Origin of the sequence: Pseudotabrizicola sp. 4114 (genome assembly GCF_031457365.1) — a bacterium.
GTDB lineage: Bacteria > Pseudomonadota > Alphaproteobacteria > Rhodobacterales > Rhodobacteraceae > Pseudotabrizicola.
In genome coordinates this window covers 120,464-139,279 of the sequence record NZ_JAVDWP010000006.1, presented here as the reverse complement: position 1 = coordinate 139,279, position 18,816 = coordinate 120,464, and the positions used below count along the sequence as shown (strand labels likewise).

21 protein-coding genes are annotated in these 18,816 nt (G+C 63.6%); 13 read left to right on the top strand and 8 right to left on the bottom strand.

Features of this window, described 5'->3' with window-relative positions; genetic code table 11:
- Positions 1 to 19 precede the first annotated feature (19 nt).
- The gene (locus tag J2X53_RS15125) at positions 20 to 643 is read left to right on the top strand and encodes an isoprenylcysteine carboxylmethyltransferase family protein (protein WP_349038327.1); all 624 of its coding nucleotides are present in this window, start codon (positions 20 to 22) and stop codon (positions 641 to 643) included.
- Positions 644 to 811: 168 nt separating this feature from the next.
- Entirely contained in the window at positions 812 to 1,672 is an 861-nt protein-coding gene (locus tag J2X53_RS15120; RefSeq protein WP_349038326.1) for a D-amino-acid transaminase, read from the top strand.
- Positions 1,673 to 1,710: 38 nt separating this feature from the next.
- Here J2X53_RS15120 and J2X53_RS15115 read toward each other — a convergent pair whose 3' ends face one another.
- The 4 genes from J2X53_RS15115 to J2X53_RS15100 all read right to left on the bottom strand — a co-directional run bounded on the left by J2X53_RS15115 (position 1,711) and on the right by J2X53_RS15100 (position 5,537).
- Complete coding sequence (locus J2X53_RS15115; protein WP_349038325.1) at positions 1,711 to 3,162, bottom strand: calcium-binding protein; 1,452 nt, start codon at positions 3,160 to 3,162, stop codon at positions 1,711 to 1,713.
- 184 nt (positions 3,163 to 3,346) lie between these two features.
- Positions 3,347 to 3,673, bottom strand: coding sequence for a DUF1244 domain-containing protein (locus J2X53_RS15110; protein WP_349038324.1), 327 nt, complete (start codon positions 3,671 to 3,673; stop codon positions 3,347 to 3,349).
- Positions 3,674 to 3,728: 55 nt separating this feature from the next.
- Positions 3,729 to 4,631, bottom strand: a complete 903-nt coding sequence (locus tag J2X53_RS15105; protein WP_349038323.1) for a calcium-binding protein — start codon at positions 4,629 to 4,631, stop codon at positions 3,729 to 3,731.
- A gap of 162 nt (positions 4,632 to 4,793) precedes the next feature.
- Entirely contained in the window at positions 4,794 to 5,537 is a 744-nt protein-coding gene (locus tag J2X53_RS15100; protein ID WP_349038322.1) for an N-formylglutamate amidohydrolase, read from the bottom strand.
- 141 nt (positions 5,538 to 5,678) lie between these two features.
- Here J2X53_RS15100 and pyk point away from each other — a divergent pair, with 141 nt between their 5' ends.
- The 6 genes from pyk (at position 5,679) to J2X53_RS15070 (ending at position 9,934) form a co-directional block, all read left to right on the top strand.
- Positions 5,679 to 7,124 (top strand): pyruvate kinase, encoded by a 1,446-nt coding sequence (gene pyk, locus J2X53_RS15095; protein WP_349038321.1) that lies wholly within the window; start codon positions 5,679 to 5,681, stop codon positions 7,122 to 7,124.
- 29 nt (positions 7,125 to 7,153) lie between these two features.
- On the top strand, positions 7,154 to 7,378 hold the full coding sequence (locus J2X53_RS15090; RefSeq protein ID WP_349038320.1) for a hypothetical protein: 225 nt from the start codon (positions 7,154 to 7,156) through the stop codon (positions 7,376 to 7,378).
- Positions 7,379 to 7,520: 142 nt separating this feature from the next.
- Positions 7,521 to 7,721, top strand: coding sequence for a 50S ribosomal protein L35 (rpmI, locus tag J2X53_RS15085; protein WP_100196796.1), 201 nt, complete (start codon positions 7,521 to 7,523; stop codon positions 7,719 to 7,721).
- A gap of 12 nt (positions 7,722 to 7,733) precedes the next feature.
- Complete coding sequence (gene rplT / locus J2X53_RS15080; protein WP_118149450.1) at positions 7,734 to 8,096, top strand: 50S ribosomal protein L20; 363 nt, start codon at positions 7,734 to 7,736, stop codon at positions 8,094 to 8,096.
- Positions 8,097 to 8,305: 209 nt separating this feature from the next.
- Positions 8,306 to 9,058 (top strand): type I methionyl aminopeptidase, encoded by a 753-nt coding sequence (gene map / locus J2X53_RS15075; protein ID WP_349038319.1) that lies wholly within the window; start codon positions 8,306 to 8,308, stop codon positions 9,056 to 9,058.
- Positions 9,059 to 9,151: 93 nt separating this feature from the next.
- A complete protein-coding gene (locus J2X53_RS15070) occupies positions 9,152 to 9,934 on the top strand; it encodes a WecB/TagA/CpsF family glycosyltransferase (protein WP_349038318.1) in 783 nt (260 codons plus the stop codon).
- 2 nt (positions 9,935 to 9,936) lie between these two features.
- Here the strand turns inward: J2X53_RS15070 and J2X53_RS15065 are convergent, their stop codons facing one another.
- The gene (locus tag J2X53_RS15065) at positions 9,937 to 10,887 is read right to left on the bottom strand and encodes a glycosyltransferase (protein ID WP_349038317.1); all 951 of its coding nucleotides are present in this window, start codon (positions 10,885 to 10,887) and stop codon (positions 9,937 to 9,939) included.
- Positions 10,888 to 11,228: 341 nt separating this feature from the next.
- Between J2X53_RS15065 and J2X53_RS15060 the strand changes: the two genes are divergently transcribed.
- Together J2X53_RS15060 and J2X53_RS15055 are read left to right on the top strand one after the other, a co-directional pair.
- Entirely contained in the window at positions 11,229 to 12,101 is an 873-nt protein-coding gene (locus J2X53_RS15060; protein ID WP_349038316.1) for a CpsD/CapB family tyrosine-protein kinase, read from the top strand.
- Positions 12,102 to 12,104: 3 nt separating this feature from the next.
- A complete protein-coding gene (locus J2X53_RS15055) occupies positions 12,105 to 13,442 on the top strand; it encodes a Wzz/FepE/Etk N-terminal domain-containing protein (RefSeq protein WP_349038315.1) in 1,338 nt (445 codons plus the stop codon).
- A 67-nt stretch (positions 13,443 to 13,509) separates the two neighbouring features.
- Here J2X53_RS15055 and J2X53_RS15050 read toward each other — a convergent pair whose 3' ends face one another.
- Together J2X53_RS15050 and J2X53_RS15045 are read right to left on the bottom strand one after the other, a co-directional pair.
- Complete coding sequence (locus tag J2X53_RS15050) at positions 13,510 to 14,217, bottom strand: sugar transferase (RefSeq protein ID WP_349038314.1); 708 nt, start codon at positions 14,215 to 14,217, stop codon at positions 13,510 to 13,512.
- A 442-nt stretch (positions 14,218 to 14,659) separates the two neighbouring features.
- Positions 14,660 to 14,839, bottom strand: a complete 180-nt coding sequence (locus J2X53_RS15045) for a hypothetical protein (RefSeq protein ID WP_349038313.1) — start codon at positions 14,837 to 14,839, stop codon at positions 14,660 to 14,662.
- A 267-nt stretch (positions 14,840 to 15,106) separates the two neighbouring features.
- On the opposite strand from J2X53_RS15045, the gene J2X53_RS15040 reads away from it, so the two are divergent.
- A complete protein-coding gene (locus J2X53_RS15040; protein ID WP_349038435.1) occupies positions 15,107 to 16,330 on the top strand; it encodes a glycosyltransferase family 4 protein in 1,224 nt (407 codons plus the stop codon).
- The gene (locus tag J2X53_RS15035; protein ID WP_349038312.1) at positions 16,330 to 17,121 is read left to right on the top strand and encodes a hypothetical protein; all 792 of its coding nucleotides are present in this window, start codon (positions 16,330 to 16,332) and stop codon (positions 17,119 to 17,121) included. The genes J2X53_RS15040 and J2X53_RS15035 overlap by 1 nt, the downstream gene beginning before the upstream one ends.
- On the opposite strand, the gene J2X53_RS15030 is transcribed toward J2X53_RS15035, so the two are convergent.
- Entirely contained in the window at positions 17,118 to 17,753 is a 636-nt protein-coding gene (locus J2X53_RS15030) for an SGNH/GDSL hydrolase family protein (RefSeq protein WP_349038311.1), read from the bottom strand. The genes J2X53_RS15035 and J2X53_RS15030 overlap by 4 nt on opposite strands.
- Before the next feature lie 128 nt (positions 17,754 to 17,881).
- Here J2X53_RS15030 and trxA point away from each other — a divergent pair, with 128 nt between their 5' ends.
- Entirely contained in the window at positions 17,882 to 18,790 is a 909-nt protein-coding gene (gene trxA / locus J2X53_RS15025; protein ID WP_349038310.1) for a thioredoxin, read from the top strand.
- Positions 18,791 to 18,816 lie beyond the last annotated feature (26 nt).

Sequence of the window (18,816 nt, the reverse complement as noted above, 5' to 3'; positions counted from 1 at the left end):
CGCAACAGGAATGCACGCCATGTCCACCGCCACTGTCCCCCATGCGCCCGTTAACCAGAAACGGCGCATCGCCGCCCTGCGAGTCGCTTTTCTGGTGGCCCTTCCCCTGATCCTGTTCTCAAAATCCGTCTGGATGGATCAGCACTGGGTGTTCGAGGTGATGGAGGTGACGGGCATCGCCCTGATCATCCTTGCCGTGCTGGGCCGGTTCTGGGCGGTGCTTTATATCGGCGCGCGCAAGAATGCGGTGGTGATGCAGGATGGCCCCTATTCGATGATGCGCCACCCGCTTTACCTGTTCTCCACCATTGGCGTGGCAGGCTTTGGCATGATGCTTGGGTCAATCGTTTTGACACTGGTGATGACAGCGCTTTTCTTCGCGATCCTCTCCATCACCGCTTCCAAGGAAGAAGCGTTCCTGCGCGCCGAATTTGGCCCGACCTATGACGCCTACGCCGCCCGTGTGCCCCGGATCATCCCGCGCCCGTCCCTGTTCCGCACCGAGGGGGAAGTGACCTTCAACGTCCGCACGCTCCGGGTGAACCTGCAGGATGCATTGGTGTTTCTGGCTCTGATTCCGCTCGCCGAAGCATCGGAAATGATCAAAGACTACGGCCTGATTCCAACTTTCCCGCTGTTCTGAGGGATCACAATCACCGTCTTGGCGTGACCCCCGCCACGATCCTTGCTCAACGCACAGCCTTCACAGACCTTGACGGACCGCTCGCGCTGGCCCAAACCCGCGACAACCCGCTGTTGTTCGATGAGCACGGCATCCACCCGCCGCATCCGGCCCTATGGGGATAGCACCATGACCCGCACCGTCTATGTCAACGGCCAATACCTGCCCGAACACGAAGCCACCGTCTCGATCTTTGACCGGGGCTTTCTGATGGCCGATGGCGTGTATGAGGTCACGTCGGTCCTCGACGGCAAGCTGATCGACTTTGACGGCCATATCAAACGCCTGCACCGCAGCCTTTCCGAACTCGACATGGCCGCCCCCTGTTCGGACGAAGAGCTGATCACCATGCACCGCGAGCTGGTGAAGCTGAACAGCATTGATCAGGGCATGATCTATCTGCAAGTCACGCGCGGCAACCCCGGCGACCGCAGCTTTGTGTTCCCGCCCGCCGATCTGCCGCCGACCATCGTGGCCTTTACCCAAGACATCCCCAACCTCGCCGACGCCCCCGCTGCCAAAACCGGCTTCCGCGTGATCTCGATCCCCGACTTGCGTTGGGACCGTCGCGACATCAAGACCGTGCAACTGCTGTACCCCTCGATGGGCAAGATGGCCGCGAAAAAGGCCGGGGTCGATGACAGCTGGTTTGTCGAGGATGGCAACGTCACCGAAGGCACCTCGAACAACGCCTATATCGTCAAGGGCAACCGCATCATCACGCGGGCCCTGTCGACCGACATCCTGCACGGCATCACCCGCGTCGCCGTCCTGCGCTTCGCCGCCGAGGCGCAGTTTGAGGTGGAAGAACGCCCCTTCACCGTTGAGGAGGCGCAAAACGCGGATGAGGCCTTCTCCACCGCCGCCAGCATCTTCGTCATGCCCGTGGTGGAAATCGACGGCAAACCCGTAGGCTCGGGCAAACCCGGCCCCGTCGCCCAGCGCCTGCGCGAGCTCTATCTGGACGAGATGCGCAAGGCCGCCGTGTAAACGGCGGCCCTCCCTTTCAGATCAAGCCGATGGCCGGGTCAGGCCATCGGTGCCGTCAGCACGATGCTGGATGGCAGCAGCGCACCGGGTGCCACACCGGCCAGAAACGCCACATCATCGGTGCCGAACCGGATCATCGTTCCGCCATCGACAGGCACAAGTTCGGGCGTAGCATCGTCGGGTGAGCCGGAAATGTCGATCTCGATCCGGTCCACGCCGGGGGTGAAATCCGTCACCAGAACCGGATCGTCACGCCATTCCAGACTGATGCCACCCAGTCCCGACAGGTTGTCGTAATAGCCCAACCGGACCACATCGGCGCCTTCGCCGCCGGTCACGCTGTCGCCATCATCCGCCAGAATGGTGTCATCCCCCAGCCCGCCGACGATGGTATCCCGACCTTCGCCCGGAATCACCGACGCATCGTCGCTATAGGCGGCTTCGGTGCCATCCAGAACGTCATCGCCCGCACCACCGAACAAACCGTTCGCGCCTTCGCCCGCGTCAATCGTATCGTTGCCGTTGCCGCCATAGATCGTATCGGCGCCAAAACCGACCACATCACCATTGGCACCGTATGGATTCGACCGGCCGATGTAGCTGTCATTGCCGTCGCCCAGATCGACCTCACGCCCTGTGCTGAAGCCACCTTCAACCAGCACGCGGTCATCGCCTGCCCCTGCGTTGATCGTGTCATTGCCGAACTGAGGCGACAGCTGCGGATCACCCACGCCATAGACTTCCGGATACAGAAACAGGTCATTTCCCGCACCCCCGTCCAGCAGATCATCCCCTTCATCCCCGTACAATGTGTCGTTGCCATGCCCGCCGTACATCAGGTCACTGCCCGAACCACCATTCAGCCTGTCATTCCCCCAACCACCGAACAAAGTGTCATCGCCTGCATCACCGAACAGGAAGTCACCACCTGACCCGCCGCTGAGCAAATCCTCGCCCGCGTTGCCAACCAATCTGTCTCTGCCGGCGCCGCCCAGTATCGAATCGTTGCCGTCTCCTCCGCCCAGGGTGTCGATCCCGGCCCCCCCGTACAGAGTATCCGCCCCATCGTTGCCAGATATCCTGTCGTCGCCGGTCCCGCCGCGGACCAGATCATCGCCGCTGCCCCCAAAGAGATTGTCCTGATCGCCACCGCCGATCAGCGTGTCATCACCCGCGCCGCCGTCAAGCAGATCAGCACCACCACTCCCGTAAAGAGTGTCGTCGCCGTCGGACCCCACCAACGTGTCGTTGCCCGCCAAGCCGCTGATCACGTCATCACCTCCCAGACCATCAATCAGATCGGGCCCGTCGGTGCCGGTCAGGGTGTCATCCCCTTCGGTCCCTTGCTCGAAGAGATCAGGATCATCTGTGGGATCCGGGTCATCCGGGATGTCCGGGTCATCCGGAGTGGCCGGTTCATCTGCGGTGTCCGTGCCACTGGTAAACAGCCCCGCCAGCAAAAGCATGGGAAGCAGGAAAAGCAGTTCCATTTCAAATACCTTAACGCGCCCCCCCGGCAAATCGCCATGGGCCAATCGTTAACCTTCAGTTAACGAACAACACCTCAAATCCGAAACTTGTCAAACACTTGCCTTCGAATTGCCACAATTGTTGACAGTGCAAGGACAATGCGGCCCCGGCGGGTCACTGCGTGCCGTCAGAAGACAATGACAGTCAGCCCCGGTCGGATGGCTCGGCATTCCGCGCAAAAGCCTCGGCAAAGGCCGCCTGCTTGTCCGCATCCGCCGGGGCCTGATGCGTCGCCACCCACTGCGCGTAAGGCATCCCATAGACAATCTCGCGCGCCTGCGCCTTGTCCATCTCAATGCCCCGGGCATTCGCCGCTTCCTGATACCAGCGGCTCAGGCAGTTGCGGCAGAACCCGGCCAGGTTCATCAGGTCGATGTTCTGCACATCGGGGCGCTTCTCAATCAGATGCTGCATCAGCGCGCGGAACGCGGCGGCCTCCAGTTCGGTGCGGGTCTGGTCGTCCTCGGTCATGGTATCCTCCTGCCCGGACAGCATGTCCGATCCGGGCCAAGGCATCAAGCCAGCGTCACAGCGGTTCCAGGAACAGCCATGACGAAGTGTCTGCCGACAGATCTGCCGCAGACTGGCCGGTCAGCCGGACCACCACCTCACCATCGACAAGTACCACGCTGTTCTCGGGGCCATCCGCCCGGATCAGGATGGTGGCAGCATCCGGGTTATCCAGCACCAGTGTCAGCGTTTCCGTCTGATGGTCAAAATCGGTGACAAGGCTGGCATCATCACCAGAGGTGAAGACCACGCCGAACTCATCCGTGCCCGCGCCGCCGGTCATCGTATCGCCATCATCGCCAATCAGCAGATCATCGCCGCCGCCGCCTTCCAGCAGATCAGGGCCGCGCTCTGCCACATCGCCCGATCCCGCCGCACCGGCAATCCGTGCCGCAAGCTGACCCGCCGCCGGATCATCTGTGGTGCTGGCAACCACTTCCGTGATCTCATCCGCCACGTCTGCAAGCTCTTCCGCGATCAGGTCATATTCCACCCCGATCAGCGTATCATTGCCTTCACCCCCCATCAGCGTGTCCGACCCGCTGGACCCGATCAGCAGATCGGCACCAAAGCCGCCGTTCAACAGGTCATCCCCGGCCCCGCCGATCAGAATATCGCGGCCCGTACCGCCCGACAGCACATCATCGCCCGCACCGCCCAGCAGAATATCGTTGCCCGCGCCGCCGGTCAGACTGTCAGGCCCGGCCTCACCGGAAAGGATGTCATTGCCCTCCAGCCCGTCGATCAGATCAGCCCCTTCGCCGCCCAGCAGAATATCTGCGCCAGAGGTTCCGGTCTGGCTTTCTTCGGCCGCATCTGCCGGTGCGTCATCGCCATCACTGGCGTCATCGGTGTCGCTGCCCCCACCAAAAACCAGACCACCCACCAGCAAAAGGGGAAGAAAAAGCAAAAGTTCCACAGACAGCTCCGCAACGATGAGGGTGTTTCAAGCAAAATTTACCGTCATCTGCATGCTCGCACACAGGCAGGTCAAGTAATTTGAAACATTGATGAAAATGTCATACCAATAGGTATGACGGCACCCGGATTGTCGACAGTCTGCTCCTGGCCGGGCCGGTGGTCAGCCCGCGACGGCCCTCAGCGCCGCTGACAGTACCGGGGCCAGACGGGCCGCCCAGTCGACCTGCTCCGCCTCGGTGACAATCAGATCATTGCGCAGCTCGATCAGCGTATTATGCCGCCCCTTTTGCAAGCCATGCCGGTCAATCGCATCGCCCGGCAGATGGCCGGAATAGGGCTCATTGTCACCCACGCACCAGTCCGGCACCGCCTGCAACCCGGCAATCACTGCCCGCGACAGCCGTTCATCCTCGGGGCTGTGCAGCACGCCGATATGCCAGGGCCGGGGCGCGCGGCCCTTCAGGCAGGGGGTAAAGGAATGGATCGCCAGAATCGCCCGCTCCCCCGCCAGCGCCGCATAGGCCGCGTGATAGGGCCGGTACAGCCGCTGCAACCGCTCTTCCACCTCGGGCGGGCCGACATGGCGGTTGGCGGGAATGATGGTGCCGTCATACAGCTTCATCACCAGCGTCGGGTCATCCTCGCCCCGGTTCGGGTCGATCACCAGCCGGCTGAAATCGGAACACAGCACCGGGCTGTTCAGCGCCGCACCCAAGGCAATCGCCAGACCGCGCGCGCCCACATCATAGGCAATGTGCCGCGCCATATCCTCGGGCGCGATCCCCAGACTGCCGCCAAGCCAGTCCGGTACCCGGTTTGTGGCGTGATCACAGGTCACCAGCCAGGGGCCGGGACGGTCGGTTCCCAGCACTTCAAACGCCTCATGCCTGATTTCCGGGCGCATGTCCGTCATGTTTTCTTTACCCCACCGTGCTTTTAAGCCATTAGGCCATTTAGCGCTAACGCGCCAGTTGCTCCGGGCATCCGATTGCTCTATTCCCACCCGTGGCCCACCACGAAGTGATAACTGAAGAAGGAACAAGGCATGAGACGCCTTCGGAATGTTAAGATCGTGGCCACTCTGGGGCCCGCATCCAACGACTATGAAATGATCCGCGCTTTGTTTGAGGCAGGGGCCGATGTGTTCCGCCTGAACATGAGCCATGGCACGCACGATGATATCCGCGCGCGCCACGCCATCATCCGGCAGGTCGAAGCCGACACCGGGCGGCCGATCGCCATTCTGGCCGATCTTCAGGGGCCAAAACTGCGCGTCGGCACCTTTGCTGACGAATCCTATGATCTGGCCGACGGCGACAAGTTCCGCCTTGATCTGGACCCGACCCCGGGCGACGCCAGCCGCGTGCAGCTGCCGCACCCCGAGATTTTTGCGGCCCTGGAACCCGGCGCATCGCTTCTGGTCAATGACGGCAAGATTCGCCTGATCGTCGATGAGTGCGGCACGGATTTCGCCAATTGCACCGTCACCGTCGGCGGCGCGATCTCCAACCGCAAGGGCGTGAACGTGCCTGATGTGGTGCTGCCACTGGCCGCGCTGTCGCAAAAAGACCTCAAGGATCTGGAATTCGCCTGCAGCATCGGCGTCGACTGGGTTGCCCTGTCCTTTGTGCAGCGCCCCGAAGACGTGACCGAGGCCAAAGCGCTGGTCAAAGGCCGCGCCGCCGTGCTGTCGAAAATCGAAAAGCCCGCCGCCGTCAAAGCGTATGAGGCCATCCTCGCCGTCTCTGATGGCATCATGGTCGCCCGGGGCGATCTTGGTGTCGAGCTGCCGGTCTATTCGGTGCCGCCGATCCAGAAACGGCTGGTCCGCATGGCCCGTGCCGCGGCCAAGCCGGTGATCGTCGCCACCCAGATGCTGGAATCGATGATCGAATCGCCGATGCCGACCCGCGCCGAAGTGTCCGATGTCGCCACCGCCATCTATGAAGGTGCTGATGCCATCATGCTGTCGGCCGAATCCGCTGCCGGGAAATTCCCGATCGAGGCGGTGACGACGATGAACAACGTCGCCATGTCGGTCGAAAAAGACCCGACCTATCGCCAGATCATCGAGGCCAGCCGCACCGTCGCCCGGTCCACCGTGGCCGATGGCATCGTGTCTGCCGCCCGCGAAATCGCGGAATCCGCCGATATCAAGGCCATCGCCGTGTTCTCGCAATCGGGCACCACGGTCAGCCTTGTCGCGCGCGAACGCCCCCGCGTTCCGATCATCGCGCTGACCCCGCTGATGGACACCGCCCGCAGGCTCTGCCTGACCTGGGGTACCCATTGCGTGATCACCGAAGAGCAGGACCGCTTCAAGGGCGCTGTCATCTCTGCTGTCCGCGCCGCGCGCCAGCACGGCTTTGCAGCGGAAACCGACCAGATCGTGCTTACCGCCGGTGTGCCGTTCAACGTGCAGGGCACCACCAACATCCTGCGCGTGGCCCCCTGTGATGAGCGGTTGATTTACAAAGCCGATCCTGAGTAAATCCACTCAGGGTAGTGTATGGGGTGGCGATGGACTCTGATCTGATGTTCGTCACGGGGGTCGTGCTTCTGGCCCTCTCTATCCCGGCGATCTTTTCCGCCCTTTCCGACAGCCGCCCACCCCGGGCGGCTGCCATCATTCTGCTGATCGGCGGCACCCTTGTCGTCATCGCGCTCAGCCACAAACCCGGTGGCATTGCCCTTGCCGAAATCCCCGACATCTTTTTCCGCGTCATCGGCCGCCTTGTGAACTGACCCTTTTGCCCGACACTCAAGCCCGCCGACTCTTTTGCCTTGCGCCCAAAGCGCCTCCCCCCTATAGGAGCCGTTCTGGAAAGCCTGCGGGGCCGGCCAACTTAGGCATGCCGAGTCGCGCATATGACGATTGGAGATCGAAATGCCCAAGATGAAGACCAAATCCGCTGCGAAGAAGCGCTTCAGCTTCACCGCGTCCGGTCGTGCAAAAGCTGGCGTCGCCGGCAAGCGTCACGGCATGATCAAGCGTACGACCAAGTTCATTCGCGATGCTTCTGGCACGATGTTGCTGTCCGCTTCGGACACCAAGATCGTCAAGAAGTACATGCCCTACGACCGCTGAGGAGAGACACCCATGTCCCGCGTTAAATCTGGTGTTGTCACCCACGCACGTCACCGCAAGGTCATCAAGAAAGCCGCCGGTTACTACGCCGCCCGCTCGACCAACTTCCGCACCGCCACGCAGGCCGTCGACAAGGCCCAGCAGTATGCGACCCGTGACCGCAAGGTCCGCAAGCGCCAGTTCCGCGCCCTGTGGATCCAGCGGATCAATGCTGCCGTGCGTCTGTTCGATATGGAAATGACCTATTCGCGCCTGATCAACGGCCTGACCAAAGCCGGCATCGAAGTCGACCGCAAGGTTCTCGCCGATCTCGCCGTGCACGAGCCCGAGGCGTTCAACGCCATCGCGGCACAGGCGAAATCCGCTCTGGCCTGATCTGGCCACCACAGATTGCAAAAGCCCCGCCTCAGCGGGGCTTTTTTCGTTTCACCCCGGGTGTCACCTCATCCCGCGGCCTCACCCGGCCCGCCCAATCGCCGTGGTTCAGCCATCGCTCTGTCAAACCCGCCCTATGGGACAACACCGCCCAGCTGTGCTAAACAGCCCTGACCCACTTCGCGCAACGCTTTTCCCGGACCAGACCCATGACCATCACCCAACAGGACGATCTTGACGGGCTGCACGTGATTGGCCGCATCGTCGCCAACACGATGCAGGCCATGGCGCAGGCGATGGAGCCGGGCATGACCACGCGCGAGCTTGATCAGATCGGGCGCGCGCATCTTGACCGTGAGGGCGCGGTTTCTGCCCCGGAATCGACCTATGATTTCCCCGGCGCGACCTGCATCAGCGTGAATGAGGAAATCGCCCATGGCATCCCCGGCGACCGCATTCTGCGCGCCGGTGATCTGGTCAACATCGACGTGTCCGCCTCCAAAGCCGGGTATTTCGCCGATACCGGCGCCAGCTTTCGCCTTGGAGCCGTGCCGCCCGCGCTGGACCGGCTGTGCCGCGATGGCAAGCGCGCGATGCAGATCGGCATCGCGCAGGTTGGCCATGACAAGCCCATCGCCGGGATCGGCACCGCCATCGGCCGCTTTGCCTCGGCGCGCGGCTATACGCTGATCCGCAATCTGGCCAGCCATGGCATTGGCCGCGCCCTGCACGAAGACCCGGCAGAGGTGCCGACCTGGCCCAGCCGCGGCGACCGGCGGCGGATGCACAAGGGGCTGGTGCTGACGGTAGAGCCGTTCCTGTCCACCGGCGGCAAATGGGCCGAAACCGAGGGCGATGATGACTGGACCCTCTACAGCCAGCCGCCTGCATGGGTGGTACAGTATGAGCATACGGTGGTTGCCACCGAACGCGGCGCGATCATCGTGACGCTGCCGGGGTAAGATCGGGTGTCCATGCTGGGCTGAAGTGTTAAAAGTTGGTTAATCCCGCAGCATCAAAGCATTGATATCGTTATATTTCGAAATCTTCCCCCTGTGTTACAGCCCAAAGCCAAAGGTCCGCCCTTGCAGTTCCGCTTCCCTGACCAGACCATCACCGTGAACATGCCCGACCAGCCCAGCCTGCTGGCCGAGATCCGGTCCCGGTTCCGGGGCGGGCGCGGCTTTTCGCTGGCCACCCTGAACCTCGATCATCTGGTCAAACTCCGCGCCTCTACCAGCTACCGGGCGACCTATGCCGCGCAGGATCTGATCGTGGCCGATGGCAACCCCATCGTCTGGCTGTCCCGCCTCGCCCGCCGCCCCGTGGCCCTTGTCCCCGGCTCCGACCTGCTGCGCCCCCTGCTGCAGCTGGCGGCGGATGAGGGCATGCCGGTGGCCTTCTACGGCTCCTCGCCAGAGGTGCTGGCACAGGCCGCCACCCGGCTTGCCGCCGAACTCCCCACGCTGCGGCTGGTCTGGACCGGCGCGCCCGCCATGGGCTTTGACCCGACCGGCCTTGAGGCTGACGCGGCCCTGCACGCCATGCAGGCCGCCGGGGCGCGGCTGTGCATTGTTTCGCTCTCCGCCCCCCGGCAGGAGACGTTCGCCGCCTATGGCCGCCGCCACGCGCCTCAGATCGGGTTTTGCGGCTTTGGTGCGGGCCTCGACTTCATCGCCGGTCAACAGGTGCGCGCGCCGACATGGGTCCGCAGGCTGGCGCTGGAATGGCTGTGGCGCGCCCTCTCGGCCCCGCGCCGCATGATCCCGCGGTACACCGCCTGCATTGCCATCCTGCCCGAGCAGATCGCTGCGGCCCTGCGCCAGCGCCGGGCCTGAGGCTATTTGTACTCGATCAGCCCCCGCCGCCGCCCCAGCACCCGGTTGAAGTGATAGCCCAGCGCACCCCGCGCCTCGGCAAAGCGCCCGACCACGGTCAAGAGCCCCCAGCGCCAGCCACCGCGCCGCGCCAGCCGGGCCATCTGCGCCGGATAGACCAGCGCCAGCAACAGGCCCAGCGGATGGATCAGCGTCGCCGCGATCACGATCACCGGCCCGGCCGCTCCCCACAGCAAAGCCCGGCGGGTTTCAACCATCCAATACCGCTCAGGCCCCGCGCCATGCAGGTCGGCCCCTTCGGCAAAGGCGTGGCCCGACCGCACCATCCGGGTCCACCATTGGCCAAAACGCAGCAGGGCGGCGTCATGCAGGGTCATCTCGGCATCGATCCGCCAGATCGTCCCCCCGGCGCGGCGCAGGCGCAGGCAAAGTTCCGGCTCTTCGCCAGCGATCAGATCATCCCGGTAGCCGCCAACTGCCAATACCGCCGCAAAGCGCATCAGCGCGTCGCCCCCGCAAGCCGTAGCCGGGCCCACGGGCGTATTCCACTCCCGGTCCGCCATGCTGTTGAAAATTGACGCCTCGGGAAACCGCTCCCGCCGCCGCCCGCAGACCACGACGGCATTCGGCTTGCCGTGAAACGTCCGCAGCGCCGCCGGGATCCAGCCGGGGTCCAAAACGCAATCGCCATCGACCAGTTGCACGAAATCGGGCGGGGCCTCGGCCAGCGCCAGCAGCCCCGCGTTGCGGGCCCGTGCGGCGGTAAAGGGCAGGCTCATGTCAAGCGCCACCACCTCTGCCCCCGCCGACCGTGCCGCCGCGACCGAGGCATCGGTGGACCCGCTGTCGACATAGACCACCCGCCGGACCTGTCCGCGCAACGCGGCCAGACAGGCCACCAGCCGCGCGCCCTCATTCCGGCCGATCACCACCGCATCCACGATCAAGGTCATCTGTGCTGCCCCTGTTTGTCCCGGTCCGACCCTAGAACCGACAGGCGGCAATGGCCATGCCCCGCGAGGCTGCGCAAAGGGGCAAAGCCTTTCATTTAGGAAGATAATCTGCTAACCAGATCAGAACTGGACGGGGGTCCGGCGAGTCTGGCACAATCACACTGCGCCAAAAGGCATGTGTATTGCGGCAGACAAGCCTTGAGTCGTGGCCTGCTGACGCGCAGGTCTGTTTTCGGCAAGCAGCCCCCGCGCTGCGCTTTTCAGGAGCGTGCCAGGTGATGGCCCGACACAATAATTTGGCGTTACCATCTGACAATGCACTGGATATGGGAATTTTGCCGATGACCGAGCAGGGAGATGGCGCATCACGGCGTGACCGTGGCCTGTCTGTTTCGGTCTTCCGCCCCGGCCGCATCGCCGGGCGTGACCCTGATCCGCTGGAAGTGGATCTTGACCGGGACATCTTTACCGATAGCTATCCTTTGGCCCTGCTGAACCCGGCACGGATCTGGGAATCGCTGAATGCGATCACCCTGGATGGCGACCATCTGGCGGGAAACGGTTTGTTTACCAATCCGGACCAAAGCCTCGCCGGGCCCGCCTTTGACATTTTGCGCACCCGTGTGTCGCAGGCGATGGCCGAGCGGGGCTGGCGTCGGATCGGCATTACCTCACCCACCCATGGGTGCGGAAAGTCGTTTACTGCCGCCAATCTTGCGATGGCGCTTGCCCGCCGGCCCGGCAGCCATACGGTGCTGATCGACCTGGATCTGCGCCGCCCGAACCTGCACACCCTGTTCGGGGCGACTCCCTCCGGGGCCTTGCGTGACTTTCTCAACGGCAGTCAGCCGATGGAAACGCTGTTTCAGCGCGTCGGCAGAACGCTCGCCATCGGGTTCAATGGCGAAGCGGTGCCTGATGCAGGTGACATCCTGCACAGCGCCGATACCGCGCAGGCGCTGGAAGCGATGGAGTTGCAGCTTGACCCTGAAATCACGGTGATGGACCTGCCGCCGGCGCTGGTCAGCGACGATGTGCTGGCGATGAAGGACAAGGTCGATGCCGTGCTGATCGTGGCGGATGGCACGCAGACCACCGCCAAGGACATTCGCGCCTGCGAAGCTCTGTTCGAGAACCGTATCCCGGTGATGGGCGTTGTGCTGAACCGTGCGCAGGAACGTGGCCTGGGCCGTCTGCGCTATGGGCGGGGCTAGGGAATGGGTCCGATCCTGACTGTCGAAGATCTGCTGGGTCTGATCCGCCGCCGCTTCTGGCTGATCGTGGCCGTCAGCGTGATCGGCACGCTGTTTGCCATCTGGTACGCCAAAACCCGCCCCGATGTGTTCGAGGCGACAGCGGTGTTGCAGGTGGAACTGCCCATGGTGACCGATGGCGGGCAGGCCCCGGCCCTGCCTGTCAACGTGCTGCAACTGGTGACCAGCATCGAACAGCGCCTGACCGCCCGTGACAACATGATCGCGCTGATCGAACGGCACGATCTGTTCGCCGATGCCCCCGCCCTGTCGGTCGAAGACCGGCTCGTTGCGATGCGCCGCTCTGTCAGCTTTCAGAGTGTAACCGGGCCATCTGGTGCGCTGTCGGCCATGATCATCACGGCACGCGCCGGCCATGCGGACAATGCCGCGCGCATCGCCAATGATCTGGCACAAAGCGTGCTCGACATGGGGGCCGAGGGCAAACGGGCAACCGCCGAGGCAAGTTTCGGTTTTTTCAAGGAACAGGAAAACCGGATCTGGGCGCAGATTACCGCATTGGAAGCGGAAATCGCCGCCTATCGCGACACGAACCGCAACACCCTGCCGGGTGTACGCGAGGCGCGGCAGGATGAGATTGCAGAACTGGAAACCTCGTTGCGGGCGCTGGAACAGGAAATCACCGGCCTGCGCAGCGAAGAGGCGCAGATCAGGGCGTTGCAGACCCAGCGGGCAACCGACCGGCGACGGCTGGACGACATCAGCCAGCGGCTGTCGGTTCTGACCGCTCAGAGCACGCCTTTGGCCGAACGCAAGGCGACGCTGGAGGCCACGCTGGGCAACACGGCCGAGGTTGAACGGGCACTGTCTGCCTATGACCGGCAGATGCGGCAGTTGCAGGATCAGTACACCGTCGTCTCGCAACGGATGGCCGAGGCAGAAACCGCGCAAAGTCTGGCCTCGCGCCAGCAGACCGAACGGTTCTCGATGCTGGAACGGGCGATCACGCCCGACTATCCTCTGGGGTCGGGGGCAAGAAAGATTGCCATTGCCGGGTTATTCGGCAGCGCAGCTTTGGGGTTGGTGATCGCCTTCCTGCTGGATGTGATGAACCCGGTGATCCGCACCGCCGCGCAGATGGAGCGGGAGCTGAACCTGCGTCCGGTTGTGTCGATCCCCGAAGTGCATCGTCGCAGCCGCAAACCGCTGGGGCGCAAGATGATCAGTTCGCTGATCGGGAATGAGGCGGGTCACCTGCCCGATATGACCGGTCGGCGGGGCAAGCTGATTTTGGGCGGTGCGGTGCTGCTGGGTGCAGCGGTGCTTGTCACGCTGCTGTAAGGGGTTGACCGGAAAGCAAAAGGCCCGCCCATCTTGGGCGGGCCTTTTGGTTTCCGGGGCGCTCTGGTCAGCAGCCGGTGCCGTTCATCACCACGCTGACCGTGCGCCACAGGATTTTCAGATCCGCGGTCAAAGCCAGACCTTCCTCATACACGGTGTCGTATTCCGCGCGAGCCCGAAAGGTCGTGCGGTTGCGGCCAGCGGTCTGCCAGTATCCGGTGATGCCGGGGCGCAGCGCATAATAGGCGGTGCCGGGATACAGTGATTTCTGATCCACCATCATTGGCCGCGGGCCGACCAGACTCATGTCGCCGGTCAGCACGTTCCACAGCTGCGGCAACTCGTCCAGCGAGGACCGGCGCAGAAACTGGCCAAACCCCGTGATCCGCGGGTCATTGCGCAGCTTCTGTGTCGCATTCCATTCCTCCCGCGCGACCGGATCGCGGCTCAGCAAATCCGCCATCTGCGCATCGGCGTCGCGGACCATTGACCGGAGTTTCCACATCCGAAAGATCTTGCCGCCCTTGCCCAGACGCAGCTGACTGTAGAACGGGCTGCCGCCATCCAGCGCCACGCAGACCGCCAGACCGGCCACCACCGGCAGCACGACAGGTGCAGCCGCAAGGATGGCCGCAACGTCCAGCACCCGTTTGAACAGGTTCCGGTACAACCCGAACGGGCGCGCCGGCGGCAACAAAGGCAGACCGGTGAAATCCGGCGGAGATTTGACAGGTTCTGAAGACCGGGCCTGAAATTCGGGAAATGTAATTGACATCAAATAGCCCCTCCGGTTGCCCGTAGCTCAGACCGCAACAATTGAACTCCGATATATCCCTGCCCAAGGCCTGGGCCGTTTGTCCGGCCCAGCCGGATCAGCAGCAAAAAAAACAACATCTTCAGCACTCGGATCAAGCGCCCCCACTTTGTATTTTACGGGCTGTCGGGCAGGATTGACGACTGACATTCGACAGGGGCTGGCCCTTTTCAGACCATATTCGGGCGTTAATTTCGCCGCATCGCCGACAATGCATCGCCTCATTCTCCTTAGGCGTGCATTATGGCGGTATACTTCCCTCAGGGGTTTTAAAACCACTGTGAAGCTGATTCGGCGCTTTCAGCCAGATCAGAGCCGGCGGTGCAATACTTTGCCTGTCAAATTCAGGAAACGGCGGTCCGAAAGCGCCTAAAGATTAGCGAAAATTCAGAAACAATGCCGATCAATTCTGGCGGTGGCCCCTGCGGCGTTTTGGAACGATCATTGCCAGAACAAAAATGCAGATCACGCCGGACATGGAATACACCAGCAAGATATCAATCGCCGTGCGCCCCATGACAAAGGAAGATATGGCAGCGATGACACCGCCGAGGATGCCCGACATCAGATACACCACTGGCATCCGGACCCCCGCTGCCGCACACGGGTCTATCCCCGCAAAGACAAGCTATGCGAAACAAGCGGAATTGGCAGCATCAGACCAATGAGCAATCGGCGCGGTGGTGCAATTCTGCCGCGCCTCGGTCTGCACGTCCTGATGCGCCCTCTCTGCCACCGGCGGCCGCCACGGCAGTGGTGTGATCTTGTCAAACACCTTGCATCCCCGGAGTGCATTGACGATCCTGTGCCGGTGGTGCCCGGAGAGGCGCTGTGTGGTGCGGAGCCTCTGTTGAAGATCGCCTATCTGGTCAACACCTATCCACGCGGGTCGCAGACCTTTATCCGGCGCGAGATCATGGCGCTTGAGCGGCTGGGGTGGGACATACACCGCTTTGCCTTGCGATCGGACCGTGCGGCGCTGGTGGACCCGGCAGACATGGCCGAAGACACGCGGACCGAGCATATTCTGGAACTCGGGGCGGGCAGACTGGCGCTGTCTGCACTGGACTGGATGGTCAGGCACCCGAAGGGGGCGGCCCGTGCGTTTGCCATGGCGCTGCGCTGTGGCATTGAAGGCGCAGGAAAAACGCCGGGCACCGGCGGGTGGCTGCGGCACATGATCTATCTGGCCGAGGCGGCCCATCTGGCCCGCCGCTGCCATGACCTGCGCCTGCCGCATCTGCATGCGCATTTCGGGACCAATTCGGCAACCGTTGCGATGCTGTCGTCGATGATGGGCGGGCCGGGGTATTCGTTTACCGTGCATGGCCCCGAAGAATTTGACGCACCGCGCGCGCTTTCTCTGGGCGCAAAGACCGATCAGGCGCTGTTTGCCGTCGCGATTTCCAGCTTTGGCCGCAGCCAGCTGTACCGCTGGGCCGCGCCCGAAACATGGCCGCGCCTGCATGTGGTGCATTGCGGGATCGAGCCCTGGCGCTTTCCCGACCCCGCCCCGATGCCACCGGGCGGGCCGCATCTGGTGGCAATCGGGCGGCTGTCAGAGCAAAAGGGCTTTGCCCTTCTGATCGAGGCGATGGCCCGCGCCGCGCCATCTTTGCCCGGTCTGCACCTGACGTTGGTGGGAGATGGCGAATTGCGCCCGCAGATCGAGGCGGCGATTGCCCGGCACGACCTGTCCCGCCATGTCACCCTGACCGGCTGGCTGGATGAGGCCCGGGTGCGCGAGGCGCTGTCTGCCGCGCAGGCCCTGATTGTGCCCTCGTTTGCCGAAGGCTTGCCGGTGGTAATCATGGAAGCCATGGCCGCCGGTCGCCCGGTGATCGCCACTGCCATTGCCGGGGTGCCCGAGCTGGTCACGCCCCAGACCGGCTGGCTGGTTCCTGCGGGCGACGCAAGCGCGCTGGCGCAGGCGATTGGCGACATTGCCGTAACGCCGGTTGACCGGCTGGCGCAGATGGGCCATGCCGCGCGACAGCGGGTGTTTGACCGCCATGACATCAACCGCGAGGCCGAGAAACTGACCGTCCTCTTTGCCAGCAAGGGCAACCCGTGATGCCAACGCCGTTCGTCATTGCCTGCGCCAGCAATTCCGACGCGATCCTGTCGGCAAACCTCGCCGCCTCTCCGTGCCTGATCGGCGGGGCGCTGCTGCATGTCGAACGCGATGCCCCCTCTGCGGCCACCGCCTATAACCGGGCGATAGATGCCACCGACAGCGATGTGATCGTCTTTGCCCATCACGACGTTTATCTGCCCCGCGGCTGGGAGGCGCTGCTGGCCGCCCGCCTTGCCGATCTGACCCGCCGCCAACCGGATTGGGGGGTGGCGGGCGCGTTTGGTGTGGCCGCCGACTACCGGCAGTTCGGGCCGGTCTGGACTTCATCACTGGGTCAGATCATCGGGCGGGTGCCGTTGCAGCCGGAGCGGGTGATCAGCTTTGACGAAATGCTGATCGTGCTGCGCCGGGCGTCCGGCCTGCGGTTCGATGACACGCAGCCCGGTTGGCATATGTATGGCACCGATATTGTCTGCCGCGCGCGCGCGGCTGGCAAGGGGGCCTATGCCATCGGCCTGCCCTGCGTTCACAACGACCGCTTTCATGGGGCGCTGGGGCCGGATTTCACCGAAAGCTATCGCTGGATGCAGGCAAAGTGGCCGCAGTTCCTGCCGATCCAGACCCCGGTGACAAAGATCAGCCGCTCGGGTCTGCACCTGATGCGGGAACGCTGGAACATGCGCAAATCGCTGGCCCTGCGCGCAGGCGATGCTGTGGATACCGGCGCGCCTGCGGCAGAGCTTGCGGCGCGCTGCGGTTGGGCCGACCTGACCCCGGCGGCGGGCTAAAGCCGCCCGATCGCCTCGGCCACGGCAAGGCCAAGGGTGGTATGGGCCTCGGGTTCAAAGTGGATGCCATCCTGCGGGCTGACCGCGATGATCTCGCCCGCATCCAGAAACCCGATGCCACGCGCCTCGGCCAAATCCCGGTAGCGGGCGGCAAGGCCCTGGCTGCGCGCGGTTGCCCCCAGAAACTCGCCCGCAATCGGCCCGACCTCGGCCACCGGCGGCGGGCAGATCAGCAGCACCTGAAACCCGCCATGGCGGGCCTGCATCTCCAGGCTGAGAGCGATATCGACCAGCCCGGCCACGCCTGCCGTCACCGCCTCGGGCGTGGCCGAGAACCGCGCCTTTACGTCATTGGTGCCCAGCATCAGCGTCAGAACATCCACCGGACCATGGCTTTGCAGCGCGATCTTGAGCCCGTCCTGCCCGTTCATGTGCGCGCCCATCACCGGGTCGGGAAACTGTGCCGTGCGCCCCGGCAGCCCCTCTTCGGCCAGCTCCCAGCCGACCCCCAGCGCCCGCCAGCAGACGTGCGGCCACCGCACCCCCGGCCCGAACCGATGATATTCGCCCCGCGTGACAATCGGCGGGGTGCCATGCGTATTGCTGTCGCCAAAGGTCATCAGAAACGGCATCACATCCTCCCTGTCGTGCTGCGCGCAGGCTACGGCGAGAAACTGGCGGCGTAAATGCCCCTTCCCCCTTGGCCTTTGCGCCCCGTGTGCGCATATAAGGGGCAAAGTTTCAGCCGGATGAGGGATCAATGTTCAGCCTTGGTGAAAAGCCTGCAACCGCACCGAAAAACGACCTGATCAAGGATACCACCGAGGCCACGTTCATGGCCGATGTGATCGAGGCCAGCCGCGAGGTGCCGGTCATCGTGGATTTCTGGGCGCCATGGTGCGGCCCGTGCAAGACGCTTGGCCCCGCGCTGGAGGCGGCGGTGATGGCCGAGGGCGGCAAGGTCCGCATGGTCAAGGTCAACGTGGACGAAAACCAGATGATCGCGGGCCAGCTGCGGGTGCAGTCGATCCCGACCGTGTTTGCCTTCTGGCAGGGCCAGCCGGTGGACGGGTTTCAGGGCGCGGTGCCGGGGTCGGAGATCAAGAAATTCATCGACCGGATCAAGGCCCTTGGCGGCGATGGCGGTCTGGCCGAAGCCATCGAGGCCGCCGAGCAGATGCTGACCGAAGGGGCTGCGGTGGATGCGGCCGAAACCTTTGCCGCCATTCTGGAGGAAGAGCCGGAAAACGCCGCTGCTTATGGCGGGCTGATCCGCAGCCATCTGGCGCTTGGCAATCTGGACCAGGCCGAAACCTTTGCGGCCAACGCCCCCAAAGCCATCGCCACGGCCAAAGAGGTCGAGGCCGCGCGCGCCCAGATCGAGCTGGCCAAACAGGCCGCAAAGGCCGGACCGGAACAGGATCTGCACGACGCGGTCGAGGCAGACCCGACGGATCATCAGGCCCGGTTCGACTATGCCGCCGCCCTGCTGGCGGCGGGCAAGACCGAAGCGGCGGTGGACCAGTTGCTGGAGCTGTTCCGGCGGGATCGCGAATGGAATGAGGGGGCCGCGCGGACCCAGCTTTTCACCATTTTCGACGCTCTGGCGGCCAAAGACCCCATCGTCATGAAAGGCCGCCGCAAGCTGTCGTCGATGATATTTGCCTGACGCCATTTGCGGCCTAGGTAACTGGA

What these genes read in the sequence shown, in the direction of transcription:
- J2X53_RS15035 (WP_349038312.1), top strand. Translation starts at nt 16,330, where the DNA reads ATGCCAACGCCGTTCGTCATTGCCTGCGCCAGCAATTCCGACGCGATC.
- J2X53_RS15050 (WP_349038314.1), bottom strand. Translation starts at nt 14,217, where the DNA reads ATGTCAATTACATTTCCCGAATTTCAGGCCCGGTCTTCAGAACCTGTC.
- J2X53_RS15030 (WP_349038311.1), bottom strand. Translation starts at nt 17,753, where the DNA reads ATGCCGTTTCTGATGACCTTTGGCGACAGCAATACGCATGGCACCCCG.
- J2X53_RS15100 (WP_349038322.1), bottom strand. Translation starts at nt 5,537, where the DNA reads ATGCGCCCGGAAATCAGGCATGAGGCGTTTGAAGTGCTGGGAACCGAC.
- J2X53_RS15115 (WP_349038325.1), bottom strand. Translation starts at nt 3,162, where the DNA reads ATGGAACTGCTTTTCCTGCTTCCCATGCTTTTGCTGGCGGGGCTGTTT.
- rplT (WP_118149450.1), top strand. Translation starts at nt 7,734, where the DNA reads ATGTCCCGCGTTAAATCTGGTGTTGTCACCCACGCACGTCACCGCAAG.
- rpmI (WP_100196796.1), top strand. Translation starts at nt 7,521, where the DNA reads ATGCCCAAGATGAAGACCAAATCCGCTGCGAAGAAGCGCTTCAGCTTC.
- map (WP_349038319.1), top strand. Translation starts at nt 8,306, where the DNA reads ATGACCATCACCCAACAGGACGATCTTGACGGGCTGCACGTGATTGGC.
- J2X53_RS15060 (WP_349038316.1), top strand. Translation starts at nt 11,229, where the DNA reads ATGACCGAGCAGGGAGATGGCGCATCACGGCGTGACCGTGGCCTGTCT.
- J2X53_RS15120 (WP_349038326.1), top strand. Translation starts at nt 812, where the DNA reads ATGACCCGCACCGTCTATGTCAACGGCCAATACCTGCCCGAACACGAA.
- J2X53_RS15045 (WP_349038313.1), bottom strand. Translation starts at nt 14,839, where the DNA reads ATGCCAGTGGTGTATCTGATGTCGGGCATCCTCGGCGGTGTCATCGCT.
- pyk (WP_349038321.1), top strand. Translation starts at nt 5,679, where the DNA reads ATGAGACGCCTTCGGAATGTTAAGATCGTGGCCACTCTGGGGCCCGCA.
- J2X53_RS15065 (WP_349038317.1), bottom strand. Translation starts at nt 10,887, where the DNA reads ATGACCTTGATCGTGGATGCGGTGGTGATCGGCCGGAATGAGGGCGCG.
- J2X53_RS15125 (WP_349038327.1), top strand. Translation starts at nt 20, where the DNA reads ATGTCCACCGCCACTGTCCCCCATGCGCCCGTTAACCAGAAACGGCGC.
- J2X53_RS15055 (WP_349038315.1), top strand. Translation starts at nt 12,105, where the DNA reads ATGGGTCCGATCCTGACTGTCGAAGATCTGCTGGGTCTGATCCGCCGC.
- J2X53_RS15110 (WP_349038324.1), bottom strand. Translation starts at nt 3,673, where the DNA reads ATGACCGAGGACGACCAGACCCGCACCGAACTGGAGGCCGCCGCGTTC.
- trxA (WP_349038310.1), top strand. Translation starts at nt 17,882, where the DNA reads ATGTTCAGCCTTGGTGAAAAGCCTGCAACCGCACCGAAAAACGACCTG.
- J2X53_RS15090 (WP_349038320.1), top strand. Translation starts at nt 7,154, where the DNA reads ATGGACTCTGATCTGATGTTCGTCACGGGGGTCGTGCTTCTGGCCCTC.